This is a genomic window from Neisseria sp. P0020.S003 (genome assembly GCF_051957095.1).
GTDB lineage: Bacteria > Pseudomonadota > Gammaproteobacteria > Burkholderiales > Neisseriaceae > Neisseria > Neisseria subflava.
This window is the reverse complement of sequence record NZ_JBQCWU010000016.1, coordinates 1-23,769: the sequence shown is the minus strand read 5'-3', so window position 1 is coordinate 23,769 and position 23,769 is coordinate 1. Positions and strand designations below refer to the sequence as shown.

Below are 23,769 nucleotides of genomic sequence, written 5' to 3'. Positions count from 1 at the left end.
GGAACGCGTGAATGTCTAAGTTTTTTATTGACCGTCCCATCTTTGCATGGGTGATTGCGATTTTTATCATCGCAGCGGGTATTTTCGGCATTCAAAAGCTGCCGATTTCCCAATATCCGTCCGTTGCAGCGCCGACCATTACTTTGACCGCTACTTATCCGGGCGCTTCTGCTCAGGTAATGGAAGACAGCGTGCTGGCCGTTATCGAACGTAATATGTACGGTGTGGAAGGTTTGGACTATATGACGACTTCTGCCAATTCCAGCGGCAACGGCAGCGTCAGTCTGACGTTTACACCGGAAACCAATGAAGATTTGGCACAAGTAGACGTACAGAACAAACTGTCTGAAGTATTGTCCACATTGCCCTCTACAGTACAACAATATGGTGTAACCGTATCTAAGGCGCGTTCCAACTTCTTGCAAGTAGTGATGCTTTCTTCCGAAAGGCAATCCATTGAGGAGATGAATGACTACGCGCAACGCAATATCGTGCCTGAGCTGCAACGTATCGACGGCGTGGGTCAGGTTCGATTGTTTGGTGCGCAACGCGCTATGCGTATTTGGGTTGACCCGAAAAAACTGCAAAACTACAACCTGTCTTTTGGGACGGTAACCAACGCACTGGCTACTCAAAATATCCAAATTTCTGCAGGATCTATCGGTTCTTTACCGGCGGCTGCAGGTCAGACCATTTCGGCAACCGTTACAGCGCAAGGTCAGTTGAGTACGGCTGAAGAGTTCGGCAACATCATTTTGGTATCCAATACAGATGGTTCTAATGTCTATCTGAAAGAGGTTGCCAAAGTCAGCTTGGGTATGCAGGACTATTCTTCTTCCACCCGCTTGAACGGTGTGAATACCACCGGTATGGCAGTGATGTTGTCTAACAGCGGTAACGCTTTGGCAACGGCGACTGCCGTGAAAGAAAAAATGGCGGTTTTGCAGAAGTATTTTCCAGACGGCATGAGCTGGAAAGTTCCTTACGATACTTCCAAATTTGTGGAAATTTCGATTGAGAAAGTGATCCACACACTTTTGGAAGCCATCGTATTGGTATTCTTGGTGATGTATCTCTTCCTGCAAAACATCCGCTATACATTGATTCCGACCATTGTTGTGCCGATTTCCCTGTTGGGCGGTTTTGCCTTCATCTCATACATGGGTATGTCGATTAACGTATTGACCATGTTTGCGATGGTATTGGTGATCGGTATTGTGGTCGATGATGCGATTGTGGTCGTTGAAAACGTTGAGCGTATTATGGCGAGCGAAGGTCTGTCGCCTAAGGCTGCAACCAAAAAAGCGATGGGTCAGATTTCCGGCGCGGTGATCGGTATTACTGCCGTGTTGATGTCCGTATTTGTGCCGCTGGCAATGTTTAGCGGTGCAACCGGTAACATTTACAAACAGTTTGCCCTGACTATGGCGGCATCGATCGGCTTCTCCGCATTCCTTGCCTTGACGCTGACTCCGGCATTGTGTGCCACCATGCTCAAGCCGATTCAGAATGGTCATCACGAAGAGAAAAAAGGTTTCTTCGGTTGGTTTAACAAGAAATTCGACAACTGGACACACGGCTACGAAGGTTGGGTTGCCAAAGTCTTGCGTAAGACTTTGCGCATGATGGTTGTCTATATTGGTTTGACTGTTGTGGGCGTATTCCTGTTTATGCGTCTGCCGACTTCCTTCTTGCCGTCTGAAGACCAAGGTAACTTGATGTTGAGCGTGCAGTTGCCTGCCGGTGCTACCAAAGAGCGTACCGATGCAACTTTGGCTCAAATCACTCAACTGGCAAAATCTATACCTGAGATTGAGAACATCATTACCGTTTCCGGCTTCAGTTTTTCAGGTTCCGGTCAAAACATGGCTTTGGGCTTTGTCATTCTGAAAGACTGGAACGAACGTACTGCTCCGGGCAGCGATGCAACTTCTATTTCCGGTAAGTTGACCGGCATGATGATGGCTACGCTGAAAGACGGTTTCGGTTTGGCGATTGTGCCTCCTGCCATTATGGAATTGGGTACAGGCTCCGGCTTGACGATTTACCTGCAAGACCGTAACAACAGCGGCCATGCTGCATTGTTGGCCAAGCGCAATGAGCTGATTGACAAAATGCGCAAAAGCGGTTTGTTTAACCCAAGTACCGTTCGTGCGAGCGGTTTGGAAGATGCGCCGCAGTTGAAAATCGACATCAATCGTTCTGCAGCCGCCGCACAAGGTATTTCATTCTCTGATATCCGTACTGCGTTGGCGACCTCGCTGGGTTCGTCTTATGTAAACGACTTCCCGAATCAAGGCCGTCTGCAACGCGTGATGGTACAAGCTGATGCGAGTGCCCGTATGCAGCCTGCCGATATTCTGAACCTGACCGTGCCGAACAAATCCGGCGTTGCCGTACCGCTTTCTACCATTGCTACTGTTTCTTGGGAAAACGGTATGGAACAAAGCGTCCGCTTCAATGGTTATCCTGCAATGGAGCTTTCCGGCTCGCCTGTTAATGGTGTGTCTTCCGGTCAGGCCATGGCTGCGGTACAGCAAATGGTTGATGACATGGGCGGCGGTTACAGTCTGGAATGGGGCGGTCAGTCTCGTGAAGAGGCCAAGGGTAGCTCGCAAACTGTCATGTTGTACGCATTGGCCGCTGCCGCTGTATTCTTGGTATTGGCTGCTTTGTACGAAAGCTGGTCTATCCCGTTGGCGGTTATCCTTGTGATTCCGTTGGGCTTGATTGGCGCGGCATTGGGCGTAACTGGCCGCAACATGTTTGAAGCACTGCTGGGCAGTATTCCGGCATACGCCAACGATATTTACTTCCAAGTCGGTTTCGTAACCGTAATGGGCTTGAGTGCGAAAAACGCGATTTTGATTATCGAGTTTGCCAAAGACCTGCAAGCGCAAGGTAAGAGCGCGCTTGAAGCTGCACTTGCCGCCGCACACTTGCGTTTCCGCCCGATTATCATGACTTCGTTCGCCTTCATCTTGGGTGTGGTACCGCTCTATGTTGCCAGCGGTGCCAGCTCTGCCAGCCAACGTGCAATTGGTACGACCGTGTTCTGGGGGATGTTGATCGGTACGATTCTGTCTGTGTTCCTTGTGCCTTTGTTCTATGTGGTTGTGCGCAAATTCTTTAAAGAAACTGCACACGAGCATGAGATGGCCGCCAAACACGCCGCTGAAGCCGGCATGATTGAAGACGGTAAACACGATTCAGACAAGCACTAAAGCAAAGGCCGTCTGAAAACTTTTCAGACGGCCTCAAAATGCTAAAGGATTCTAAAATGAAGAAGATTACATTCAAACCTGTACTGACCGCCGTTGCCGCCGCCGTGGCTTTGTCAGCCTGTACCATGATGCCGAAATATGAACAGCCTCAAGTTGCCGTGGCCGATACGTTTAAATACGACACAGTTGACGACGGTATCCGTGCCGCCGAATTGGGTTGGCAAGATTACTTTGCCGATCCGCGCCTTCACCGTCTGATCGACATCGCATTGGCACGCAATACCGATTTGCGTACAGCCGCGCTGAATGCGGAAATCTACCGCAAGCAATACATGATTGCGCGTAATAACTTGTTGCCAACCGTCAATGCCAGCGGTACAGGTTCGCGTCAAGGCAGCTTGAGCGGCGGCAGCGTCAGCAGCCAATACAGCGTGGGTTTGGGCGCAGCCTCTTATGAACTCGACCTTTTCGGCCGTGTTCGCAGTACCGGCGAAGCCGCGTTGCAAGGTTATTTCAATGTGGCCGCAAACCGCGATGCCGCCCATCTGACCTTGATTTCTACCGTTGCCAAAGCCTACTTTAACGAACGCTACGCGGAAGAAACCATGGCATTGGCACAACGCGTATTGCAAACCCGTGAGGCGACTTACAAGCTCTCGCAATTACGCCATAAGGCCGGCGTGATTTCCGCCGTTGATTTGCGCCAACAGGAAGCGCTGATTGAATCGGCCAAAGCCGATTACGCATTCGCGGTAAAAAACCGCGAGCAAGCGCGAAATTCCTTGGCTATGTTGATTAATCAACCTTTGCCCGAAGGCTTGCCTGCCGGTCTGCCTTTGAGCAAGCAGTTCAAAATGACCAAGCTGCCTGCCGGTTTGAGTTCGGACGTGTTGCTCAACCGTCCGGATATCCGTGCGGCCGAACATGCGCTCAAACAAGCCAATGCCAATATCGGCGCGGCACGTGCGGCGTTTTTCCCACGCATCAGCCTGACCGGTTCGGTCGGTACCGCTTCCGGTGAGTTGAGCGGCCTGTTTAAGAGCGGCACAGGTGTTTGGGCTTTTGCACCGTCCATCACCCTGCCTATCTTTGACTGGGGTACAAACAAAGCCAATCTTGATGTAGCCAAACTGCGCCAACAGGCACAAATCGTTGCTTATGAAGCCGCCGTTCAATCCGCATTTAAAGACGTTTCCAATGCGTTGGTTGCACGCGAACAGCTGGATAAAAGCTATAACGCTTTGAGCAAACAAAGCCGCGCCTACAACGACAGCCTGCGCCTCATCAGCCTGCGCTACAAACATGGCGTATCCAGCGCATTGGATTTGCTGGATGCCGAGCGCAGCAGTTACAGCGCGGATACTGCTCTTTTGGCCAATCAGCTGACCCGTTTGGAAAATCTTGCCGACTTGTATAAAGCACTTGGCGGCGGTTTGAAACGCGAAACCAAAGCTGCGGAATAAGTATTTGCCTGCTAAGATTAAAAGGCCGTCTGAAACATTTGGATTTCAGACGGCCTTTTTGTTATGCGGTAATTCTAAGCTTTTAATTTCTCGCTTAAAGTGGCGACATAGGCTGCGCGTTCGTTACGGCTGGCTTCGGGCTGGTGTGTGTTGAGCGAAGACCATTTGCGGTTGCTGCGCGCTTTGTTGAGTTCGCTTGGTAATTTGGCCGCATTCCAGGGCGCTTTGCGTTCTTTTAGCTCGATGTGTGATTGAGCCGCATGGCCGCGCGTTTGCAAGACGTGCAACAAATCCAGTGCGCGTGCGGCGAGCAGGGTAAGGGTTTCCGGATCGGTATGCAGGGTTTGTCGGCCGTTGATTTTATCGGTGATGTCTTGGGCATTGGGCAAAATACCGCCCAATAGTCCGCCGATGGCCGTACCCAAACCAAGTGAGCCGCCAAGCGTGGCAATGTCCAAGCCTAAGCCGATGAGCGCGCCTGCGGTTGCGCCGGTACCGGTACGGATGCCGTAATGTTTGAGCAACTCGCTGTCAAACGGGTCTTGTTTGAAGGCTTTGGGCATCCATGTGCTGTCGCTGCCGACTTCGTCGTGATAGAAGCGGTAAAGTGTGAACAGGCGTTGTTGCATTTGCCGCTCAAGTTGGCGGATTTCCGATTGCATGACTTCCAAAGTCGGGGCAGGGTCGTCGTTTTCGGCAATTTCTTGGGTAAATGCGGCGGCATCCAGCAGAAAATCGGCAATTTCACGACGCGCTTCCGTATCCAGCCGTTGCCACTCGCGACGGCGCATATTGATGAGGCGGTCGAGGATGTCGCGCTTAGGTAACATGGTGGCAAGGTTGTCCCACAATCGGATTTCGCCTTCAAAGTCGAATGCAACGGTATCGAAACCGGCGTAAACATGCAGGGTTCGACGGGCGAGCATATTGGTCCAAGCGGTCAGGTCTTGATTTTGGGTGAAGTTGAACACGGGCATGATGGGCTTGGCGCACCAAGACAAAATGGTCAGCTCGTCTTTGTATTTGTCGAGGACGGGTTCCCGCGCGTCGATGACGTACATGGCCATATCGCTTTGCATGACTTGGCGCAGCACTTTTGCCTCTTGGTTAAACTCGTGATGCGCTTCATGATTGCTAAGGAATTGCTGGATGCGCTCAATGCCGTCATCGCGTGCGGATGTATGGGTTTCCAGCCAGTCCAACACGCCGCCTGCATCTTCAAGACCGGGTGTGTCGTAGAGGTAAACCAAGCTGTCGTCGCCATCGTTGATGAGGGCTTCTTCGACATGGCGCGTGGTGGATGGCGCGTTTTTCACTTCGCCGAAGGTGCTGTCGCGCAAAAGCGTACGTAAGAGCGAGGTTTTGCCTGTGTTGGTATGGCCGACAACGGCAAGGGAAAGTGGGGTGGTCATGGTCTTTGGGTTGGGTTGATATGGACGATGAATGTGTGAGTATGGAGCCGTTTATCTTTAGTGGCAATATATGATTCAGACGGCCCTAAATTTCTTAAATATGGGCGAAAATAGCAAGAAAAAGAGGGGAATAGCGGATTTGTTGTTTTTTAGCAAAATACTTGAAAATAGATGGGAAAACAGTTGACAGGGGGGTAGAAGGCTAGGATAATTCGCGCCGTTGAGTTGCTTGATGCAGCTTGATTTTTCTCCTCTATTTCTCCTTTGTAGACTTGGCGCATATCGAAACGGTATGCGCATTTTTTTATCCGCATTGAAATATGATTACATTTAAAATTTGTAAATCGAATAGTTAAGAAATTTTACAAGAAAAATACTTGCGCGGTTGAAGCTCTTGTTGCATAATTCGTTTCGTTAGCTGGTTCGAGTAGTCAGTTAATAGTTTCTCCTCTATTTCTCCTTTGTAGACTTGGCACACATTCTGTCGGATGTGTGCATTTTTTTTTTTGCCTATTTAAAATAAAGGCCGTCTGAATGTTGTAATCTTTCAGACGGCCTTTGTTGGTTGAATAGAATTAGATGTCTAATACCACTTCTTCTTTGACTTCTTCCATGACAACATAGCTGCGGCTTTCGGACGCAGCCGGCAGTTGCAGCAGGATATTGCCGAGCATATCGCGATAGGCGGACATATTGGGCAGGCGGACTTTGATAAGGTAGTCGTATTCGCCGGAGACTAAGTGGCATTCTAGAATTTGCGGAATCTTCAGCACTTCGCGTTTGAAGTCTTCAAAAATATTGCCGGATTTGGAGCGCAGTTTTAGCTCGACAAAGACCAAGAGGCTTTGACCTAAAGCATGGGGATTCAGATGGGCATGATAGCCGGTAATAAGGTTGTCGCGTTCCAAGCGGCGGACGCGTTCGGTTACCGGCGTGGTGGAGAGGCCGACTTTTTCAGCCAATTCGGTCATGGGGATACGTGCGTTTTGTTGTAGGAGCTTGAGAATTTTTAAGTCGGTTTTGTCGAGTTCTTTCATAGCCTTGATGTCTGTCGTTTTCATTTGGATTGAATCATAACCTTAAAACAGGCTGAGAAGAAGCATAAATGCCTAAAAGTGCGCATGAGGTCTAAATTATGAATAGATTATTCTTGTGTATTTCATGGAATCCTGTGTAGTTTTTGACCTATAATATTTACTTCAAAGTAATAGGGTAGGCCGTCTGAAACGGAATGCCGATAAGAGGAATACATTATGCGTCCGCTCAATGCGCAAATCCGTTTGGATAATTTACGTCAAAATTATCGTTTTCTCAAAGAGTTGCATGGTAATAAATTGTTGGCTGTGATTAAGGCTGATGCTTACGGGCATGGTGCGGTCAGATGTGCACACGCGTTGGCGGATATTGCCGACGGCTTTGCGGTGGCAACGGTAGATGAAGGTGTGGAATTGCGTCAAAACGGCATTAAAAATCCGATTGTTTTGTTGGAAGGCGTGTTTGATGCTGCCGAGTATGCGGATGTTGACCGTTATGATTTGTGGCCGGCAATCGGCAGCCAATGGCAGCTGGAGGCGTTTGTGCATCATGAGTGGCAACGTCCGACAACCGTATGGCTGAAAATGGACTCGGGTATGCACCGTGCCGGTTTCTTTCCGCATAACTATGCTGCGGCCTATACTGCATTGAAACAATCCGAATCGGTTGAAAACATTGTGAAATTCAGCCATTTTGCCTGCGCGGACGAGCCGGAAAACGGCATGACCGAAATGCAGCTTGAAGCGTTTGATTTGGCATGTGAAGGTTTGGAAGGCGAAGAGAGCTTGGCCAATTCCGCCGCGATTTTGAACGTGCCTGAAGCACGCCGCGATTGGGGACGTGCCGGTCTGGCCTTATATGGTATTTCGCCTTTCAGCGGCGTGGATGAGCGTTTGAAACCTGTTATGCGCCTGACCTCCCGCGTTTTCGGCGAGCGTGTGTTGCAGCCGCATTCTCCGATTGGTTACGGCGCAACGTTCTACACCAGCAAATCTACCCGTGTCGGTTTGATTGCCTGCGGCTATGCCGACGGTTATCCGCGTCGCGCTTCCACTAATTCCCCTGTGGCAGTGGATGGCAAACGCAGCCGTATTATCGGCAGGGTATCTATGGATATGATTACGGTTGAGCTGGAAGCATCGAAAGAGGGCTTGGGCGCGGAAGTCGAGCTTTGGGGCGATGTGATTAATATCAATGAAGTTTCCGAAGTTGCCGGTATGATTCCGTACGAAATTCTCTGCAATATCAAACGTGCGAAGTTTACTTATATCGAGTAAGCAGTAAAAGATGAGGCCGTCTGAAATGTGTTTTCAGACGGCCTTTTTATTAGCTGCAATTAAAACGATTCGTCAGCGCGTAGATAACGCCATTTGCCCGGCGGCAGTCTGCCGAGTTTGACTTTACCCATGCGGATGCGTTTCAAACCGACGACACGCAGGCCGACCAGTTCGCACATGCGGCGGATTTGGCGTTTTTTGCCTTGTCGCAAAATAAAGCGCAACTGGTCTTCGTTTTGCCATTCGACTTTGGCGGGGCGCAATTTTTCTCCGTCCAAACTCAAGCCGTGGTTGAGTAGGGCGAGGCCTTTATCGTCCAGTTTGCCACGGACGCGGACAAGGTATTCTTTTTCGCTGCTGCTGTTTTCACCAATCAGTTGTTTGGCAATGCGGCCGTCCTGAGTGAGTACTAACAATCCGACGGAGTCGATATCTAAGCGGCCGGCAGGGGCTAAGCCGAATTTGTGTTTTTCGCTGAAAGGGATATGGCTGTCATCGCCTTCCCAATGGTTTTCGGCGGTAATGAGTTCTGCGGCGGATTTATAGCCTTTTTCTGCCTGCGCGCTGACGTAGCCGACGGGTTTATTCAGAAGGATGGTTACGCGCGCTGCTTGTTTTTCATGGGCTTGTTTGTTGAGGTCGATGCGGTCGCGCTCGGTGACTTTTTGACCGAGTACGGCGGTTTGACCGTTGACTTTGACCCAGCCTTGCTCGATGTAACTGTCTGCCTCGCGGCGCGAGCATAAGCCCAATTGCGCCATGCGTTTGGAGAGGCGCATGGTTTCGGAATCGTTGTTTTGCATGGTATGGCAATATAGAGAAATGGGAATGTCGGATTATAGCATTGACTGTTTGTCAGGCCGTCTGAAAACTGAATTTTTGGGTTTTCAGACGGCCTTTCGTTTGTTATATGTTAAGGAATATTTAGTTTTGAAGTAAAAAATGAAGGGTATATTGTCTGTTTGTGTTAACCTTACGGACGAACTAATCATTTTGTTTTCAGTCGAATTTGGGTTGAAATGACATTTCACTCATGAAATCATGAAGACTATAATGACTGGTCTTTCTGAAGCGCATTAAGGCAGTTTGTCGCTAAAGCAAGCCTTGGTGCATCACGTTTTAAGGATAAATCAATGAAATCGCTCAAATCATTTTTGATCTGGGGCATTGTGGTTTTGGTAGGCTTGGCCTCCTTTACTACTTTAGCTCTCAGCCGTGGCGAGCAAGTCAGTGCGATTTGGATGGTTACGGCCGCCATTTCGGTATACTGCATTGCCTACCGTTTCTACAGTCTTTACATTGCCAACCGTGTGATGCAGCTTGATCCTAACCGTCTGACTCCGGCAGAACGCCACAATGACGGCTTGGACTATGTTCCCACACATAAAGGCGTACTGTTCGGCCACCACTTTGCCGCTATTGCCGGCGCAGGCCCTCTGGTTGGTCCTGTATTGGCAGCGCAAATGGGTTATCTGCCCGGTACTTTGTGGATTATCTTCGGCGTGGTATTTGCCGGTGCCGTACAGGATATGATGGTACTATTTGTTTCTATGCGCCGTGACGGTAAGTCTTTGGGCGATATCGTGAAACAAGAACTCGGTACCGTTCCCGGCGTGATTGCATCCATTGGTATTTTGATGATTATGGTCATCATTATGGCGGTGTTGGCGCTGATTGTTGTGAAAGCATTGGTTCACAGCCCTTGGGGTACGTTCACCATCGCAGCGACTATGCCGATTGCTCTGTTTATGGGTATTTACACCCGTTATATCCGTCCGGGCAAAATTGGCGAGATTTCCATCGTCGGCTTTATTTTGCTGATGTTGGCCGTGATTTACGGTGAAGATGTTGCCCACAGCTCCTTCGGTCACTGGTTCGACCTTGACGGCATTCAGCTGACTTGGGCGATTATGATTTACGGTTTCGTGGCTTCCGTATTGCCGGTTTGGCTCTTGCTGACTCCGCGCGACTATCTGTCTACCTTCCTGAAAATCGGTACGATTGCAGCTTTGGCTTTGGGTATCGTTATTGTTAACCCGACTCTGCAAATGCCTGCAGTTACCCACTTTATCGATGGTTCAGGCCCGGTATTCTCTGGTGCATTGTTCCCATTCTTGTTCATTACCATTGCTTGTGGTGCAGTTTCAGGCTTCCATGCGCTGATTTCTTCAGGTACCACTCCAAAAATGGTGGAAAACGAAACACACGTCCGCATGATCGGTTACGGCGGCATGATTATGGAAAGCTTTGTGGCTATTATGGCGCTGGCTGCCGCCGCTTCGCTTGAGCCAGGCGTGTACTTTGCGATGAACAGCCCGGCCGCGCTGATTGGTACAGATGCCAACACAGCTGCCGAAGTCATCACCACTAAACTGAATTTCTCTGTTGATGCCGCAACCCTGTTGCACACTGCTAAAGAAGTGGGCGAAAACACCATTCTATCCCGCGCAGGCGGTGCACCAACCCTCGCAGTCGGTATGGCACACATCATGAGCCGTCTGATTCCGGGCGAAGCCATGATGGCGTTCTGGTATCACTTTGCCTTGCTGTTTGAAGCCTTGTTCATCTTGACCGCAGTTGACGCCGGTACACGCGTTGCCCGTTTCATGATTCAAGACTTGGGCAGTATCTTCTACAAACCATTCGGTAACACCGACTCAATCCCTGCCAACTTGGTTGCCACATTCTTTGCTGTGGCATTGTGGGGTTACTTCCTCTATACCGGCGTAACCGACCCTCTGGGCGGTATTAACTCGCTCTGGCCGTTGTTTGGTATCGCCAACCAAATGCTTGCAGGCGTAGCGTTGATTATGTGTACCGTCGTATTGGTGAAAATGAAACGCGACCGCTATGTTTGGGTAACTTTGGTTCCTGCTGTCGGCGTATTGTTTGTAACCTGCTATGCCGGTTTGCAAAAACTGTTCCACAGCGACCCGCGCGTCAGCTTCTTGGCTCACGCAGGCAAATACCGCGATGCCTTGGCTTCAGGCGAAGTCCTCGCTCCTGCTAAAGACATTGGCGAAATGTCACAAATCATCTTCAACGACCAAATCAATGCCGGTTTGACCGCTTTGTTCTTGGCAGTTGTCGTGATTGTCGCCATGTACGGTTTCCGTACTGCCATGAAAGCCCGCAAAGTCGGTTGGCCAACTGCTAAAGAAATTCCAGCAGTGTACCGCGACGGTAAACAGCCGGAGACTCAAAGTGAAGCATAAGCTCGCATCTTGGTGGAAAACCATCAAGTTGACAGCGAACTTGATGGCCGGTGTCCCAGATTATGAAAACTACGTTGCCCGCCAGCGCAAACATAATCCCAACGCGCCGGTCATGACCGAGCTGCAATTCCAAGACTACTGCCGCAAACGCCGTTGCGGCGGCAACGGTGGACGCTGTTGTTAATGAAGGCATAAAAAGGCCGTCTGAAAATATTTTCAGACGGCCTTTCATTATGGAATATCAATAAAAATCAAAAACTTTGTCTTGTCATCAATATTTAATTGAACAACTTGCCAATATTTACTCTTCTTCGAGCAGGACCAGCGGACGCTGTATTTTTCTGAGTTCTTCCACCTCGTCCAACAGCCGCATAATCAGCCCCAATGCAGGAATGCCGGCCTCAAAATCACGGCTTAAGCGTTGTGCGCGACGGATGCGGGCAAGATGAAAACCACTGAAGGTGCTTTTTTCGGGCACTCCATCTATGCTGATGATGTCTTCTGCTATAAGTTCCAACAGCCAATCACGACGGCAGCGGCTGGCGGCAACGATTTCTTCAAAAGTAAGGGTAACATCGGAGGACTGAATCATAATTTATCCTTTCTCTTATGCTTGTTTCGCGGCAAAGTGTTCGGCTAATTTTTCCCATGCGGCACGGTCGGCTTCGCTCTCTACTGGCGGAACATTAATGCGGATATTGAGATAAAGGTCTCCGGCTTCTTTTGCAGGAATACCTTTGCCTTTAAGGCGGATGCTTTTACCGCTTTGGCTGTTGGCAGGCAGATTGACCTGCAAGCGGCCTGAAGCGGTAGGGACGATGATTTTGCCGCCCAATACGGCTTCCCAAGGTTTGACATCTATTGTTTGATATACGTCTTTCCTGTTTTTGACGTATAAATCAGGTTGGTCGTGGAACTTGATTTTTAAGTACAAGTCACCGTTTTCCCCGCCGTTGTATCCCGGCAAACCTTGACCGGCCAAACGGATTTGTTGGCCTTCTGCAATACCTTTGGGAATTTTAACGTTGAGGGTTTTATTTTGATAAACCGCACGTCCGTATTCGTCTAGAGTCGGCACATTCAAAGTCATGCTACGTTCTGCACCAACATACGCTGCATAAATATCAATACTCAATTCAGCATGTTGATCCTCACCTTTTATTGGGCCTCGGGGTTGTTCGGAACGAGTGTGGGATTGGCGGAATGATGAAAACAGATCTTCAAAATTGAAGTCTCCCGCTCCGAACGGTTCGTCTTCATGACGTTCATAGTGGAAGCCGCCACCGTTAAATCCATTGCCAAACGGATTGCCGCCTTGACCGAACGGATTTCCTCCGGCGCTGCGTCCGTAAGGATTAGCCAACATTTCATCGTATTCAGCCCGCTTTTCTTTGTCGGAAAGCGTTTCGTAGGCACGGTTGATTTCTACCGTACGTTCGGCTGCGTCAGGTTCTTTGCTGACATCGGGGTGGTATTTGCGCACCAGTTTTCGGTAGGCTTTTTTGATTTCGGCCTCATCCGCATCTTTGGCAACGCCTAGTATTTCATAATAGTTTTTTTCTGCCATGTTATTCCTTTGACTGCTCATATACAAAATTCTTATAGTTTTAATAATTGAGGGTAGATATTCTAAAATCAAGGGCGTTGGAAATAAAATTCTCTATTTCTGACAATGATTAATGGATAATTTATTTCTTTGTTCCTAGAGAAATAGAAAATATATAGGCCGTCTGAAATACGGTTTTTCAGACGGCCTTTATCAAATTGGGGTTTTATTTATCTTGAGCGTTTTTTTGTTCGCGGACCACCCATTGGGCAATATCTGAACCCAATACTTTAGAAGTGCGGTTCAAGACGGCGCAAGAGCTTTTATAAGCGCCAAACATGCCGCCGGAAGAGTTGCGGGTGAAGGTTTTTTTATTAACTTGTTTGCCGTCAACATACAAAGCGGCTGAAACCGCCATACCTTTGGCGTGATCGATAAAGGCATTGCCTGCGCTCATAGCGGAAGTAATGGCGATATCTGCGTATGTGCCTTGTTTTTTACCGTCACGGATAACAGTTACATCACTTTTGGCTGCAGTTTCTTGCAAAGATTTGGACATAATGCTGCCCACTTCTAAACATTCAGAAACGATACGGGTATCGATTTCTTCTTTGTCGCGGTAAGGGATGCTTTCATCAATATGGACATCTGCGCTGGCGAATGCAGAAGCAAATAAGAATGCGGTTGCAAGGATGCGATTAGGAGACATAGTAGGGCACCTAAAATAGAATGTTAAAAAGAATTGTCATTGTATAACGGCGTTCTCACTCAATCAACATAAGTTAAGTTGGTCAATACTTTGTTGAAATGAGTGTTATGGTGAGACAAATCAAAAGGCCGTCTGAAATAATTTTGTTTCAGACGGCCTTTTGATTGAGGTATTAATTTGTTCTGGTCAAATAAGGCAGGGGATCGACTGCTTTGCCGTTTAGACGTACTTCAAAATGAAGTTTGACGCTGTCTGAATCGCTGCTACCCATGGTGGCGATAACTTGTCCTGCTTGGACTTTTTGATCTTTTTGTACCAAAAGCGTGTCGTTGTGAGCGTAGGCGGTAATGGTGTAGTCATTGTGGCTGATCAAAATCAGCTTACCGTAGCCGCGGACTTCTTCGCCAACGTAGATAACGGTACCTGCTGCGGCGGAACGGATTTGTTGGCCTTGTGTGCCTGCAATATCTATGCCTTTGCTGGTGGTGCCGTTGTAGCGTTGGATAATGGAGGATGAAGCGTTATCGGTCGGCCATTGCAGGTTCAATCGGTTGATCGGGGTAACGGCAGTGGTTTGGCGTTGCTGCGTTGCAGTGCTGCGTGAGGCAACATGACGGTGGACGCGCAATACTTGGCCGACTTCGATTTGTGAGGCGTTGGGAAGGTTATTCCATGCAACCAGTGTGTTGACATTTTGTCCGTAGCGTTTGGCGATTTGGGTCAGGGTATCGCCAGGGCGGACTTTGTGGTAGCCGTCAGGTACGGCGCGGTTGGAAGAGGTATTGTTGCCGGCGCAGGCTGCTAAGACGGCAATGGTGCTGATGAGTGCCAGACGTTTCAAGGCCGTCTGAAAGGTGGAAATAAAGTTTGTATTCATGGGATATTTCAAAATGTATCGTTATGCTGCGTATGATAGATAGGAAGAGTGGAAAAAGGTTCACTCAAAAGACACGGGATAAAATACAGAAAGGCAGTATATTAACATTTAAAATTTGTGGATATGGCGGCATATTTTTTTATCATTTTGATGATAAAGGATTTTTTTCGATAAGGTAAAAGAAAGTGAAAGTTTTTTCAGACGGCATTGAATAAGGCAATAAAAATCCCCTGCCGGGATAAATGGGCAGGGGATTTTTGTCTCATTGAACTTATTTATTCAATTCGTTAGCCAGATACAGCCAGGTTTCAATGACGGTATCAGGGTTGAGCGATACGCTTTCGATACCTTCTTCAACCAGCCATTTGGCAAAGTCCGGATGGTCTGATGGTCCTTGACCGCAAATACCGACGTATTTGTTTTGTTTGCGGCAGGCAGAGATTGCCAAGTGCAACATCACTTTAACGGCAGGGTTACGCTCGTCGAAGGAGTCAGATACCAAACCGCTGTCACGGTCGAGGCCGAGGGTCAGCTGGGTCATGTCGTTAGAGCCGATGGAGAAGCCGTCGAAGTATTGCAGGAATTGTTCTGCCAATACAGCGTTGCTTGGTAACTCGCACATCATGATCAGGCGCAGGCCGTTTTTGCCACGTTCCAAACCGTTTTCTTTCAGGGCTTTAACAACAGCTTCTGCTTCACCCAAGGTACGAACGAATGGAATCATGATTTCGACGTTGGTCAAACCCATTTCATCGCGAACGCGTTTCAAGGCTTTACACTCGAGTGCGAAGCAGTCTTTGAAGTTATCGGCTACATAACGCGCTGCACCACGGAAGCCCAACATTGGGTTTTCTTCGTGCGGTTCATAGATGCTGCCACCCACCAAGTTAGCGTACTCGTTGGATTTGAAGTCAGACATACGAACGATGGTTTTGCGTGGATAAACCGAAGCAGCCAAAGTTGCCACACCTTCCGCAATTTTATCGACATAGAAGTCGACAGGAGAAGCGTAGCCAGCGATGCGGCGGGTAATTTCCGCTTTCAACTCGTCGTCTTGTTTGTCAAATTCCAACAAGGCTTTAGGGTGGATACCGATTTGACGGTTGATGATGAATTCCATACGCGCCAAGCCGATACCTTCGCTAGGCAGGTTGGCGAAGCTGAATGCCAATTCAGGGTTACCAACGTTCATCATCACTTTTACAGGCGCTTTAGGCATGTTGTCCAAAGCAACATCGGTAATTTGTACGTCCAGCAAGCTGGAGTAGATGAAGCCGGTATCGCCTTCGGCACAAGATACGGTCACTTCTTGGCCTTCAGACAGCAGATCGGTAGCGTCGCCACAACCTACAACAGCCGGAATACCCAATTCACGCGCGATAATCGCTGCGTGGCAGGTACGGCCGCCACGGTTGGTAACAATGGCAGAAGCACGTTTCATTACCGGTTCCCAATCCGGGTCGGTCATGTCGGTAACGAGTACGTCGCCTGCTTCAACGGAATCCATCTCGGAAGCATCTTTCACCAAGCGGACTTTACCTTGGCCAACTTTTTGACCGATGGCTCGGCCTTCGCACAAGACAACTTTTTCGCCGTTGATAGAGAAGCGGCGCAGGTTGCGGCTACCGTCTTCTTGAGATTTCACAGTTTCAGGACGTGCTTGCAGGATGTAGAGTTTGCCATCCAAGCCGTCGCGGCCCCATTCGATGTCCATTGGGCGGCCGTAGTGTTTTTCGATGGTCAGCGCGTAATGAGCCAACTCGGTTACTTCGGCATCGGTAATGGAGAAGCGTTGACGGTCTTCTGCAGGTACATCAACGTTGGTTACAGATTTACCGGCTTCGGCTTTGTCGGTAAAGATCATTTTGATTTGTTTCGAACCCATGGTTTTGCGCAGAATAGCCGGTTTGCCTGCTTTCAAAGTAGGTTTGAATACATAGAATTCGTCAGGGTTTACCGCGCCTTGTACGACGTTTTCGCCCAGACCGTAAGAAGAAGTAACGAAAACGACTTGGTCGTAACCGGATTCGGTATCGATGGTAAACATCACACCGGAAGCACCGCTGTCAGAGCGCACCATGCGTTGTACGCCGGCAGAAAGGGCAACGATGTCGTGTTCGAAGCCTTTGTGGACACGGTAAGAAATGGCACGGTCGTTGTACAGGGAAGCGAATACATGGCGCATTGCTTCTTTAACGTTATCCAAGCCGTTGATGTTCAGGAAGGTTTCTTGTTGGCCGGCGAAAGAAGCGTCCGGCAAGTCTTCTGCTGTTGCGGAAGAACGTACGGCAACGGAAATGTCCGCACCGCCGGCATCGGCAACCATTTTGTTCCAAGCTGTTTCGATTTCAGCATCCAGCTGCTCAGGGAACGGAGTATCCAAAATCCATTGACGGATTTCTTTACCCACGCGTGCCAATTCGGCAACGTCTTCAACATCCAGTTGTTTCAGGGCTTCGGAAATACGCTCGCTCAGACCATTGTGAGCCAGGAAAGCACGATAAGCTTCGGCTGTGGTTGCAAAACCGCCGGGAACGCGCACGCCTTTTTCAGTCAGTTGGCTGATCATTTCGCCCAAAGAGGCATTTTTACCGCCCACTCGCTCAACGTCAGTCATACGCAGGTTTTCAAACCAAATAACGTAGTTTTCGGCCATTTGTGTGTCCAATCCAATCCAAAAATGTTAAAAAAGAAACAAATCCGCCTGCTTATTGTAGCCATTCGTTTGATGGCTGTCATGTGTTTTATCTTTTTAAAAATCACAAATTCGTCTGTGATATTGTGCTTTTCAGGCGTGTAACTTTCTGAAATATGAATATCAGATTCATGTTTTTACGTGTTATCTTCTTGTTAAATATGGGAAACAAAATAAGTTAATAAATTTAAGAATCTAAATTTACTTTGCAAATTTAGAACAAAATTCCAATAAATTTGGGAAAATAAAATTTTATTCCAATTTAAAATTTGTTCAAATTTGTTGTAATCCTGTGTAATCTACCGGGGATCGCTTTATTGCAAAGGCTGTAACTGCTATGATTGCCGTCTGAAACGTTACCCTCTGAAGGATTCATTATGACTGCTCCACGCCAAGTCTTCTATATTTCCGACCGTACCGGTCTGACCGCCGAAAATATCGGTGAAGCCCTGTTGAACCAATTCGGCAATGTCGAGTTCAAGCGCCACGTTTATCCATTTATCGATACGTCTGAAAAAGCGTTGGCCGTAGTGGATGAGGTCAATAAGACAGCCGAACAGTTTGGCGATCGTCCGATTGCTTTTGTCAGCGTGGTAAATGATGCAATCCGTGAAATCATCAAAAAATCCAATGCATTCCATATTGATTTCTTTGAAACGTTCTTGGGTTTGCTGGAAAAAGAATTGAATGTTGAAGCAACGATTGCCGAGCGAGGCCACCATAGTATCGGCAATACCAAGCGTTATGATGCGCGTATGGAAGCAGTGAACTTCTCGCTCAACCATGATGACGGCGTCAGCGATAAAAACCTGCAGGAGGCGGATGTGATTTTGATGGGCGTATCCCGTTCGGGCAAAACGCCGACCTGTCTTTATTTGGCTCTGCAATACGGTATTCGCGCCGCAAACTATCCATTGATTCCCGATGATTTGGAATCAACCGATTTGCCGCGTATGGTCAAACCTTATAAAGACAAGCTGTTCGGCTTAACCATTCAGCCCGAGCGTCTACAGGCTATCCGTCAGGAACGCCGTCCTAATTCGACCTATGCCAAAATCGATACTTGCCGCAGCGAGATTGCCGATGCGCAAAATATGTTCAAACGACACGGAGTGCCGTTTACCAATACAACGGATAAATCTGTGGAAGAACTCGCCGTTCATATCTTGCAGGCTTGCAAGCTGAAACGCCGTTTCTAAATGAAATGATAAAAGGCCGTCTGAAACTTCAGACGGCCTTTTTTTATTTTGTATATTAAGTCTTAGGCAGGGTAACACCGGTTTGTCCCATGTATTTGCCGTTGCGGTCTTTGTATGAAGTTTCGCAGACTTCATCGCTTTCAAAGAACAAGACTTGAGCCACGCCTTCGCCGGCATAGATTTTGGCAGGCAGTGGGGTGGTGTTGGAAAACTCAAGCGTAACGTAGCCTTCCCACTCGGGCTCGAACGGGGTAACGTTGACGATAATACCGCAGCGTGCGTAAGTGGACTTGCCTAAGCAGACGGTCAGGACGTTGCGCGGGATGCGGAAATATTCAACTGTGCGCGCCAGTGCAAAGGAGTTGGGCGGAATGATGCAGCAGTCGTCCTCGACTGTAACGAAGTTTTTCGGGTCGAAGTTTTTCGGGTCGACGATGGTGCTGTTGATATTGGTAAAGATTTTAAATTCGTTGGCACAACGGATGTCGTAGCCGTAGCTGGATGTGCCGTAGGAAATGATGCGTTGGCCGTTGGCCTCTTTGATTTGATTGGGCTCGAACGGCTCAATCATGCCGTGTTCTTCGGCCATGCGGCGTATCCATTTGTCGGATTTAATGCTCATGGTGGTTGTCCTGGGGTAAGGGTTGTTTGGAAATTTTCTGAAATCAATACAACAGCCTTTAAGCAGGCTTGTCAATTGATGTTTCAGACGGCCTTAAATATGGATAAGGCCGTCTGAAAGGCTGTTTATTTGGTTTTGGAAGCAGATTTCTTAGGCAGTTTGACTTCTTTAATCATACCGTCTTCGCATTTCATGATGAAGATGGGTGTGCCGTTTTGAGAGGCGGTAAAGTTTCCGTGCGCCTTGCCTTTTTTGAACATGCCTTCCAGTGTCATATTGCGTAATTTGGCGCTGTTGGAGGAGAAAGGTTCGATAAAGGTTTCGCGGTTGCCGGAAACGGTATATGCGCCTTTGCCGTCAAATTTGCCATTTTTAAATGTGCCGACATAGCTGCGGCCGTCTTGGCATTTCCATGTGCCTTTACCGGACGGTTTGCCGTCTTTGCCGACATCGCCATCATAAGCGCAACCTTTTTCCTGATAAGGATTGATGGTTTCGGCAATGGCAGGCGTACCCAGCATGAAGGCGATAGGGAGTAGGGCGAGGTATTTCATCATTATTATTCCTTTTTGCAGGCGGTTTCAGACGGCCTGATATTGGGATTCAAAAGTCAGCAGGGTTTCAGCAATACGGCGTGGCAATATGGCTAAAGCGTGTTCGCGCATGGCGGTAGGGATACCATGGTAGGCTTCGGCAATACTGCCGGTAATGGCTGCCAAGGTGTCACTGTCTCCACCCAGGGAAACTGCCAGTCGGATGGCATGTTCAAAATCATCGCTTTCAAGAAAGGCGGTAATCGCTTGAGGTACGGTTTCCTGACAGCTTTCGTTGAAATGATAATACGGGCGGATTTGGTCGCAACTTTGGCTCAAGTCGTAGCCGAATTGTCGTGTAATGTTTTCTTTGATTTGCGCTTTGCCTATACCGGTACGCGCCCAAAAGATGGCGGCGGCTACGGCTTGCGCGCCTTTAATGCCTTCCGGGTGGTTGTGCGTCACGATGGCGGACTGTTTGGCAAAATGCAGGGTTTCTTCCAATGTGGCAAATGCCCAACCGACTGCAGAAACACGCATGGCCGAGCCGTTGCCCCAGCTATTATAAGGTTCTGGATCTTTCCATTCTATCCATTGTGAGAAACGGCCGCCATATGCGCCTTTCGGACAGGGATATGCCCTACACCAGCCTTGCAAAATAGAGGCCAAATTATCGCTGCAGCCTTGTAAAACCCAATCGGCAATAGCAACAGTGCAAATCGTATCATCGGTAAAGTCGCTGTCGGGGCTGAAAATATCAAAATCGGTGTGACGGTAGTTGTCAAACTCAAATCTTGATCCGGCAATATCGCCAATGACTGCGCCCAATATCATGACATCCTTTCTGATACTTCATTTATATTTCAGACGGCCTTTGATATTTCCCAATCAAAAGGCCGTCTGAAAAATTATTCTTGCCAGCCGCCCAAATAAGAAACCAGTTCTTCCAACATGGTGCTGATGGCTTCGGTCATCAGGATTTGCGAGGCAAAGGCGAGGCTGGCGGCATCGTCGCCGTTGCTTTCGGCTTCTTCTTGCAATACGTCCAGATACTGGATACGTTTGAGGGTAAAGTCTTGGGTGAGGATGAACGCAATTTGTTCGCGCCATACCAAGCCCAGTTGGGTAACGGTTTTGCCGTTTTTGACGTGTTGTACCACTTCATCGGCAGTTAGGTCTTGTTTGGAAACTTTGACGACCGGAACAACATCACCCACGCCTTTGAGTTCGCAATCGCAGTCCAATTCAAAACCGCCTTCGCAGTGACCTTGCAGCAGCCAGCTGGTCATCAGGGAAGAGGGCGATTGTTTGGTATTGGGCAGGGTTGCTTCCAAACCGCCCAAGGCTTCGCGCAGTTTGGTCAGGATATTTTCCGCTTTTGCAGATGCGGCATTGTTGACCAAAAGATAACCATGACGCGTGTCAAAAATCGCCTGTGTGCGGCTGCTACGCGTAAAGGCACGGGGCAGCAGGTCGTCAGTAATCTGTTCTTTCAGCTCTTGTTTTTCCTTACGGCCGACATTGCGCGCTTCGTTGTTTTGGATTTCCAAAACCTTTTCATCCAAAATATCGCGGATGACGCCGGCAGGCAGGACTTTTTCTTCTTTTTTCAGAGCAACGCGCCAAGTGTAATCGGCAGGGAAAACCAGCTCGGGCGAAAAGGAAACAGGCGTGGCAAAGCCTTCGCTAAACCAGTCCAAACCCTGACAATGGGCAAATTCGGATTGCGCCAATTTGTCAGAAAGGACTTCCAATTCGGGCAACTTGTCTTTGTTGAGCGGATAAAAACTGATTTGATTAAACCACATGGCGAGTTTTCCTTTTTATTAAAACCGGCATTATACAGGGAAAATAACATACGGAAATCGGCAGCATCTTTAAAAATGCAGTAAAGGCGTTGACAGAAGAAAAGGCTTTCTGTATAGTTCGCGCTTCGGTTATGCGCCCATCGTCTAGAGGCCTAGGACACTGCCCTTTCACGGCGGCAACCGGGGTTCGAATCCCCGTGGGCGTGCCAAAATTGTTAAAAAACGCTCCTGCTTTTTGTAGGGGCGTTTTTTGTTTTCAGACGGCCAGCCGCTGTGAAAATATCTTTAAATTGGTTTACAATAATGCCATTCTGAATCTTAACGAGAGAAAACAATGTTAGACATCCAATTGCTCCGCAGCAATACCGCCGCAGTTGCCGAACGTTTGGCCGCCCGCGGTTACGAGTTTGATACCGCGCGTTTTAACGCTTTGGAAGAACAACGCAAAGCCGTTCAAGTGAAAACAGAAGAGTTGCAGGCTTCACGCAACAGTATTTCCAAACAAATCGGCGCGTTGAAAGGTCAAGGCAAACACGAAGAGGCTCAAGCTGCAATGGATCAGGTTGCTCAAATCAAAGTGGACTTGGAGCAGGCTGCCGCTGATTTGGATGCTGTTCAGAAAGAATTGGACGCTTGGCTGCTGACCATTCCGAACCTGCCGCACGAAAGCGTACCTGCCGGTAAAGATGAAACTGAAAACGTTGAAGTCCGCAAAGTCGGCACGCCGCGCGAATTTGATTTTGAAATCAAAGACCATGTTGATTTGGGCGAGCCTTTGGGTTTGGATTTTGAAGGCGGTGCAAAGCTGTCAGGCGCGCGCTTTACCGTGATGAAAGGCCAAATCGCCCGTCTGCATCGCGCTTTGGCTCAGTTCATGCTGGATACGCACACGCTGAAACATGGCTATACCGAACATTACACGCCTTACATTGTGGATGACCTGACCCTGCAAGGTACAGGCCAACTGCCTAAATTTGCAGAAGATTTGTTCCACGTTACCCGCGGCGGTGATGAGAGCAAGAAAACGCAATATCTGATTCCGACCGCCGAAGTGACGCTGACCAATACTGTTGCCGACAGCATCGTGGCTGGCAGTGATTTGCCGTTGAAATTGACTGCGCATTCCCCATGTTTCCGTTCCGAAGCGGGCGCATACGGTAAAGACGTGCGCGGTTTGATTCGCCAACACCAATTCGACAAAGTGGAAATGGTGCAAATCGTTCATCCGGAAAAATCATACGAAGCGCTGGAAGAAATGGTCGGACACGCTGAAAATATTTTGAAAGCGTTGGAACTGCCATACCGCGTGATCACTTTGTGTACCGGCGACATGGGTTTCGGCGCAACCAAAACCTACGACTTGGAAGTTTGGGTTCCTGCGCAAAACACTTACCGTGAAATTTCCAGCTGCTCCAATTGCGAAGATTTCCAAGCACGTCGCATGAAAGCGCGTTTCAAAGATGAAAACGGTAAAAACCGTTTGGTACATACTTTGAACGGCTCAGGCTTGGCAGTCGGCCGTACTTTGGTGGCGGTATTGGAAAACCATCAAAATGCCGACGGCAGCATTAATGTTCCTGCTGCGTTGCAACCGTATATGGGCGGCGTGACCAAACTGGAAGTAAAATAATCGCTGTTTAAAAGAAAATGCCGTCTGAAACTTGGGTTCAGACGGCCTTTTCTATGATTGAGCAATTATTTGTTGTGCTGACGGAAATATTCCCATTCTTCGACAACGGTACCGTCAGGCAAGTGGCACACGCCGTATTCGCCACCGTCTTTGTCTTTTTTGATTTCGGATTCGCCGCCTTGTTTGACGCAGAATTCGGAAGCCGGATTGGCCACGCCGACGTTAGGAGATTCTTGTTTTTCAGAAGCGGAGCAGGCGGCCAAAGCAGTTGCGGCAGCGAGGCTAAGGATAATGGGTTTGATCATGGCGTGTCTTTCATTTGAAGGATAAAAACAAGCGGATTATAGGGGGCGCTTGCGTTTAATGGCGTTAACCAGATTAAAGGCCGTCTGAAAAGTGAACTGCACCCCAAAAGTTGGACATCCCCTCCAACTCACAAGGTGCAGTTTTTTTATGAGCAAATATACATTACACTTCAAATACCAAGCCGTACTCCACTACCTGCATATACGCAGCCAGCAGCG

Annotated in this window: 20 protein-coding genes and 1 tRNA gene; 8 read left to right on the top strand and 13 right to left on the bottom strand. The window is 48.6% G+C overall.

Going from position 1 to position 23,769, the window contains the following annotated elements; all coding sequences use genetic code 11:
- The first annotated feature begins 11 nt into the window (after positions 1-11).
- Complete coding sequence (locus ACTHTQ_RS08865) at positions 12-3,224, top strand: efflux RND transporter permease subunit (protein WP_440363686.1); 3,213 nt, start codon at positions 12-14, stop codon at positions 3,222-3,224.
- A 56-nt stretch (positions 3,225-3,280) separates the two neighbouring features.
- Positions 3,281-4,687, top strand: a complete 1,407-nt coding sequence (locus ACTHTQ_RS08860; RefSeq protein WP_440363685.1) for an efflux transporter outer membrane subunit — start codon at positions 3,281-3,283, stop codon at positions 4,685-4,687.
- Positions 4,688-4,761: 74 nt separating this feature from the next.
- Here the strand turns inward: ACTHTQ_RS08860 and ACTHTQ_RS08855 are convergent, their stop codons facing one another.
- Positions 4,762-6,099, bottom strand: coding sequence for a GTPase/DUF3482 domain-containing protein (locus ACTHTQ_RS08855; protein ID WP_070748121.1), 1,338 nt, complete (start codon positions 6,097-6,099; stop codon positions 4,762-4,764).
- Positions 6,100-6,674: 575 nt separating this feature from the next.
- The gene (locus ACTHTQ_RS08850; RefSeq protein WP_079453694.1) at positions 6,675-7,136 is read right to left on the bottom strand and encodes a winged helix-turn-helix transcriptional regulator; all 462 of its coding nucleotides are present in this window, start codon (positions 7,134-7,136) and stop codon (positions 6,675-6,677) included.
- Between the two features lie 216 nt (positions 7,137-7,352).
- Here ACTHTQ_RS08850 and alr point away from each other — a divergent pair, with 216 nt between their 5' ends.
- Positions 7,353-8,411, top strand: coding sequence for an alanine racemase (alr, locus tag ACTHTQ_RS08845; protein ID WP_440363684.1), 1,059 nt, complete (start codon positions 7,353-7,355; stop codon positions 8,409-8,411).
- Between the two features lie 59 nt (positions 8,412-8,470).
- Here the strand turns inward: alr and ACTHTQ_RS08840 are convergent, their stop codons facing one another.
- On the bottom strand, positions 8,471-9,214 hold the full coding sequence (locus tag ACTHTQ_RS08840; protein WP_070624774.1) for a pseudouridine synthase: 744 nt from the start codon (positions 9,212-9,214) through the stop codon (positions 8,471-8,473).
- Positions 9,215-9,544: 330 nt separating this feature from the next.
- Here ACTHTQ_RS08840 and ACTHTQ_RS08835 point away from each other — a divergent pair, with 330 nt between their 5' ends.
- Together ACTHTQ_RS08835 and ACTHTQ_RS08830 are read left to right on the top strand one after the other, a co-directional pair.
- Complete coding sequence (locus ACTHTQ_RS08835) at positions 9,545-11,626, top strand: carbon starvation CstA family protein (RefSeq protein ID WP_440363683.1); 2,082 nt, start codon at positions 9,545-9,547, stop codon at positions 11,624-11,626.
- Positions 11,616-11,810: a YbdD/YjiX family protein gene (locus tag ACTHTQ_RS08830; protein WP_003747442.1), complete on the top strand. Its 195-nt coding sequence runs from the start codon at positions 11,616-11,618 to the stop codon at positions 11,808-11,810. The genes ACTHTQ_RS08835 and ACTHTQ_RS08830 overlap by 11 nt, the downstream gene beginning before the upstream one ends.
- 117 nt (positions 11,811-11,927) lie before the next feature.
- Here the strand turns inward: ACTHTQ_RS08830 and ACTHTQ_RS08825 are convergent, their stop codons facing one another.
- From ACTHTQ_RS08825 to ppsA, 5 genes are all read right to left on the bottom strand, one after another.
- Positions 11,928-12,218, bottom strand: a complete 291-nt coding sequence (locus ACTHTQ_RS08825) for a chaperone modulator CbpM (protein WP_049336193.1) — start codon at positions 12,216-12,218, stop codon at positions 11,928-11,930.
- Between the two features lie 15 nt (positions 12,219-12,233).
- Positions 12,234-13,193, bottom strand: a complete 960-nt coding sequence (locus ACTHTQ_RS08820) for a DnaJ C-terminal domain-containing protein (protein ID WP_440363682.1) — start codon at positions 13,191-13,193, stop codon at positions 12,234-12,236.
- 205 nt (positions 13,194-13,398) lie between these two features.
- Entirely contained in the window at positions 13,399-13,881 is a 483-nt protein-coding gene (locus ACTHTQ_RS08815; RefSeq protein WP_440363681.1) for a hypothetical protein, read from the bottom strand.
- A gap of 172 nt (positions 13,882-14,053) precedes the next feature.
- Positions 14,054-14,758, bottom strand: a complete 705-nt coding sequence (locus tag ACTHTQ_RS08810; protein WP_440363680.1) for a peptidoglycan DD-metalloendopeptidase family protein — start codon at positions 14,756-14,758, stop codon at positions 14,054-14,056.
- A gap of 271 nt (positions 14,759-15,029) precedes the next feature.
- Positions 15,030-17,414 carry a phosphoenolpyruvate synthase gene (gene ppsA, locus ACTHTQ_RS08805; RefSeq protein ID WP_070630824.1) on the bottom strand — a complete coding sequence of 795 codons (2,385 nt, stop codon included), beginning with the start codon at positions 17,412-17,414 and terminating at the stop codon, positions 15,030-15,032.
- A gap of 416 nt (positions 17,415-17,830) precedes the next feature.
- Between ppsA and ppsR the strand changes: the two genes are divergently transcribed.
- Complete coding sequence (ppsR, locus tag ACTHTQ_RS08800; RefSeq protein WP_049352599.1) at positions 17,831-18,652, top strand: posphoenolpyruvate synthetase regulatory kinase/phosphorylase PpsR; 822 nt, start codon at positions 17,831-17,833, stop codon at positions 18,650-18,652.
- A 55-nt stretch (positions 18,653-18,707) separates the two neighbouring features.
- Here the strand turns inward: ppsR and dcd are convergent, their stop codons facing one another.
- The 4 genes from dcd to ACTHTQ_RS08780 all read right to left on the bottom strand — a co-directional run bounded on the left by dcd (position 18,708) and on the right by ACTHTQ_RS08780 (position 21,615).
- Positions 18,708-19,274 carry a dCTP deaminase gene (gene dcd, locus ACTHTQ_RS08795; protein ID WP_003680541.1) on the bottom strand — a complete coding sequence of 189 codons (567 nt, stop codon included), beginning with the start codon at positions 19,272-19,274 and terminating at the stop codon, positions 18,708-18,710.
- 125 nt (positions 19,275-19,399) lie between these two features.
- Positions 19,400-19,831 carry a hypothetical protein gene (locus tag ACTHTQ_RS08790; protein WP_440363679.1) on the bottom strand — a complete coding sequence of 144 codons (432 nt, stop codon included), beginning with the start codon at positions 19,829-19,831 and terminating at the stop codon, positions 19,400-19,402.
- A gap of 24 nt (positions 19,832-19,855) precedes the next feature.
- Positions 19,856-20,638, bottom strand: a complete 783-nt coding sequence (locus tag ACTHTQ_RS08785; RefSeq protein ID WP_440363701.1) for an ADP-ribosylglycohydrolase family protein — start codon at positions 20,636-20,638, stop codon at positions 19,856-19,858.
- A 77-nt stretch (positions 20,639-20,715) separates the two neighbouring features.
- Complete coding sequence (locus tag ACTHTQ_RS08780; protein ID WP_440363678.1) at positions 20,716-21,615, bottom strand: recombination-associated protein RdgC; 900 nt, start codon at positions 21,613-21,615, stop codon at positions 20,716-20,718.
- A gap of 133 nt (positions 21,616-21,748) precedes the next feature.
- Between ACTHTQ_RS08780 and ACTHTQ_RS08775 the strand changes: the two genes are divergently transcribed.
- Positions 21,749-21,824: transfer RNA gene (locus tag ACTHTQ_RS08775), tRNA-Glu, on the top strand.
- 125 nt (positions 21,825-21,949) lie between these two features.
- The gene (serS, locus tag ACTHTQ_RS08770) at positions 21,950-23,245 is read left to right on the top strand and encodes a serine--tRNA ligase (RefSeq protein WP_003680530.1); all 1,296 of its coding nucleotides are present in this window, start codon (positions 21,950-21,952) and stop codon (positions 23,243-23,245) included.
- A 65-nt stretch (positions 23,246-23,310) separates the two neighbouring features.
- Here serS and ACTHTQ_RS08765 read toward each other — a convergent pair whose 3' ends face one another.
- The gene (locus ACTHTQ_RS08765; RefSeq protein ID WP_440363677.1) at positions 23,311-23,550 is read right to left on the bottom strand and encodes a putative hemolysin; all 240 of its coding nucleotides are present in this window, start codon (positions 23,548-23,550) and stop codon (positions 23,311-23,313) included.
- Positions 23,551-23,769 lie beyond the last annotated feature (219 nt).

Coding starts and splice junctions, on each gene's coding strand:
- ACTHTQ_RS08865 (WP_440363686.1), top strand. CDS start 12: ATGTCTAAGTTTTTTATTGACCGTCCCATCTTTGCATGGGTGATTGCG.
- ACTHTQ_RS08860 (WP_440363685.1), top strand. CDS start 3,281: ATGAAGAAGATTACATTCAAACCTGTACTGACCGCCGTTGCCGCCGCC.
- ACTHTQ_RS08855 (WP_070748121.1), bottom strand. CDS start 6,099: ATGACCACCCCACTTTCCCTTGCCGTTGTCGGCCATACCAACACAGGC.
- ACTHTQ_RS08850 (WP_079453694.1), bottom strand. CDS start 7,136: ATGAAAGAACTCGACAAAACCGACTTAAAAATTCTCAAGCTCCTACAA.
- alr (WP_440363684.1), top strand. CDS start 7,353: ATGCGTCCGCTCAATGCGCAAATCCGTTTGGATAATTTACGTCAAAAT.
- ACTHTQ_RS08840 (WP_070624774.1), bottom strand. CDS start 9,214: ATGCAAAACAACGATTCCGAAACCATGCGCCTCTCCAAACGCATGGCG.
- ACTHTQ_RS08835 (WP_440363683.1), top strand. CDS start 9,545: ATGAAATCGCTCAAATCATTTTTGATCTGGGGCATTGTGGTTTTGGTA.
- ACTHTQ_RS08825 (WP_049336193.1), bottom strand. CDS start 12,218: ATGATTCAGTCCTCCGATGTTACCCTTACTTTTGAAGAAATCGTTGCC.
- ACTHTQ_RS08820 (WP_440363682.1), bottom strand. CDS start 13,193: ATGGCAGAAAAAAACTATTATGAAATACTAGGCGTTGCCAAAGATGCG.
- ACTHTQ_RS08815 (WP_440363681.1), bottom strand. CDS start 13,881: ATGTCTCCTAATCGCATCCTTGCAACCGCATTCTTATTTGCTTCTGCA.
- ACTHTQ_RS08810 (WP_440363680.1), bottom strand. CDS start 14,758: ATGAATACAAACTTTATTTCCACCTTTCAGACGGCCTTGAAACGTCTG.
- ppsA (WP_070630824.1), bottom strand. CDS start 17,414: ATGGCCGAAAACTACGTTATTTGGTTTGAAAACCTGCGTATGACTGAC.
- ppsR (WP_049352599.1), top strand. CDS start 17,831: ATGACTGCTCCACGCCAAGTCTTCTATATTTCCGACCGTACCGGTCTG.
- dcd (WP_003680541.1), bottom strand. CDS start 19,274: ATGAGCATTAAATCCGACAAATGGATACGCCGCATGGCCGAAGAACAC.
- ACTHTQ_RS08790 (WP_440363679.1), bottom strand. CDS start 19,831: ATGATGAAATACCTCGCCCTACTCCCTATCGCCTTCATGCTGGGTACG.
- ACTHTQ_RS08780 (WP_440363678.1), bottom strand. CDS start 21,615: ATGTGGTTTAATCAAATCAGTTTTTATCCGCTCAACAAAGACAAGTTG.
- serS (WP_003680530.1), top strand. CDS start 21,950: ATGTTAGACATCCAATTGCTCCGCAGCAATACCGCCGCAGTTGCCGAA.
- ACTHTQ_RS08765 (WP_440363677.1), bottom strand. CDS start 23,550: ATGATCAAACCCATTATCCTTAGCCTCGCTGCCGCAACTGCTTTGGCC.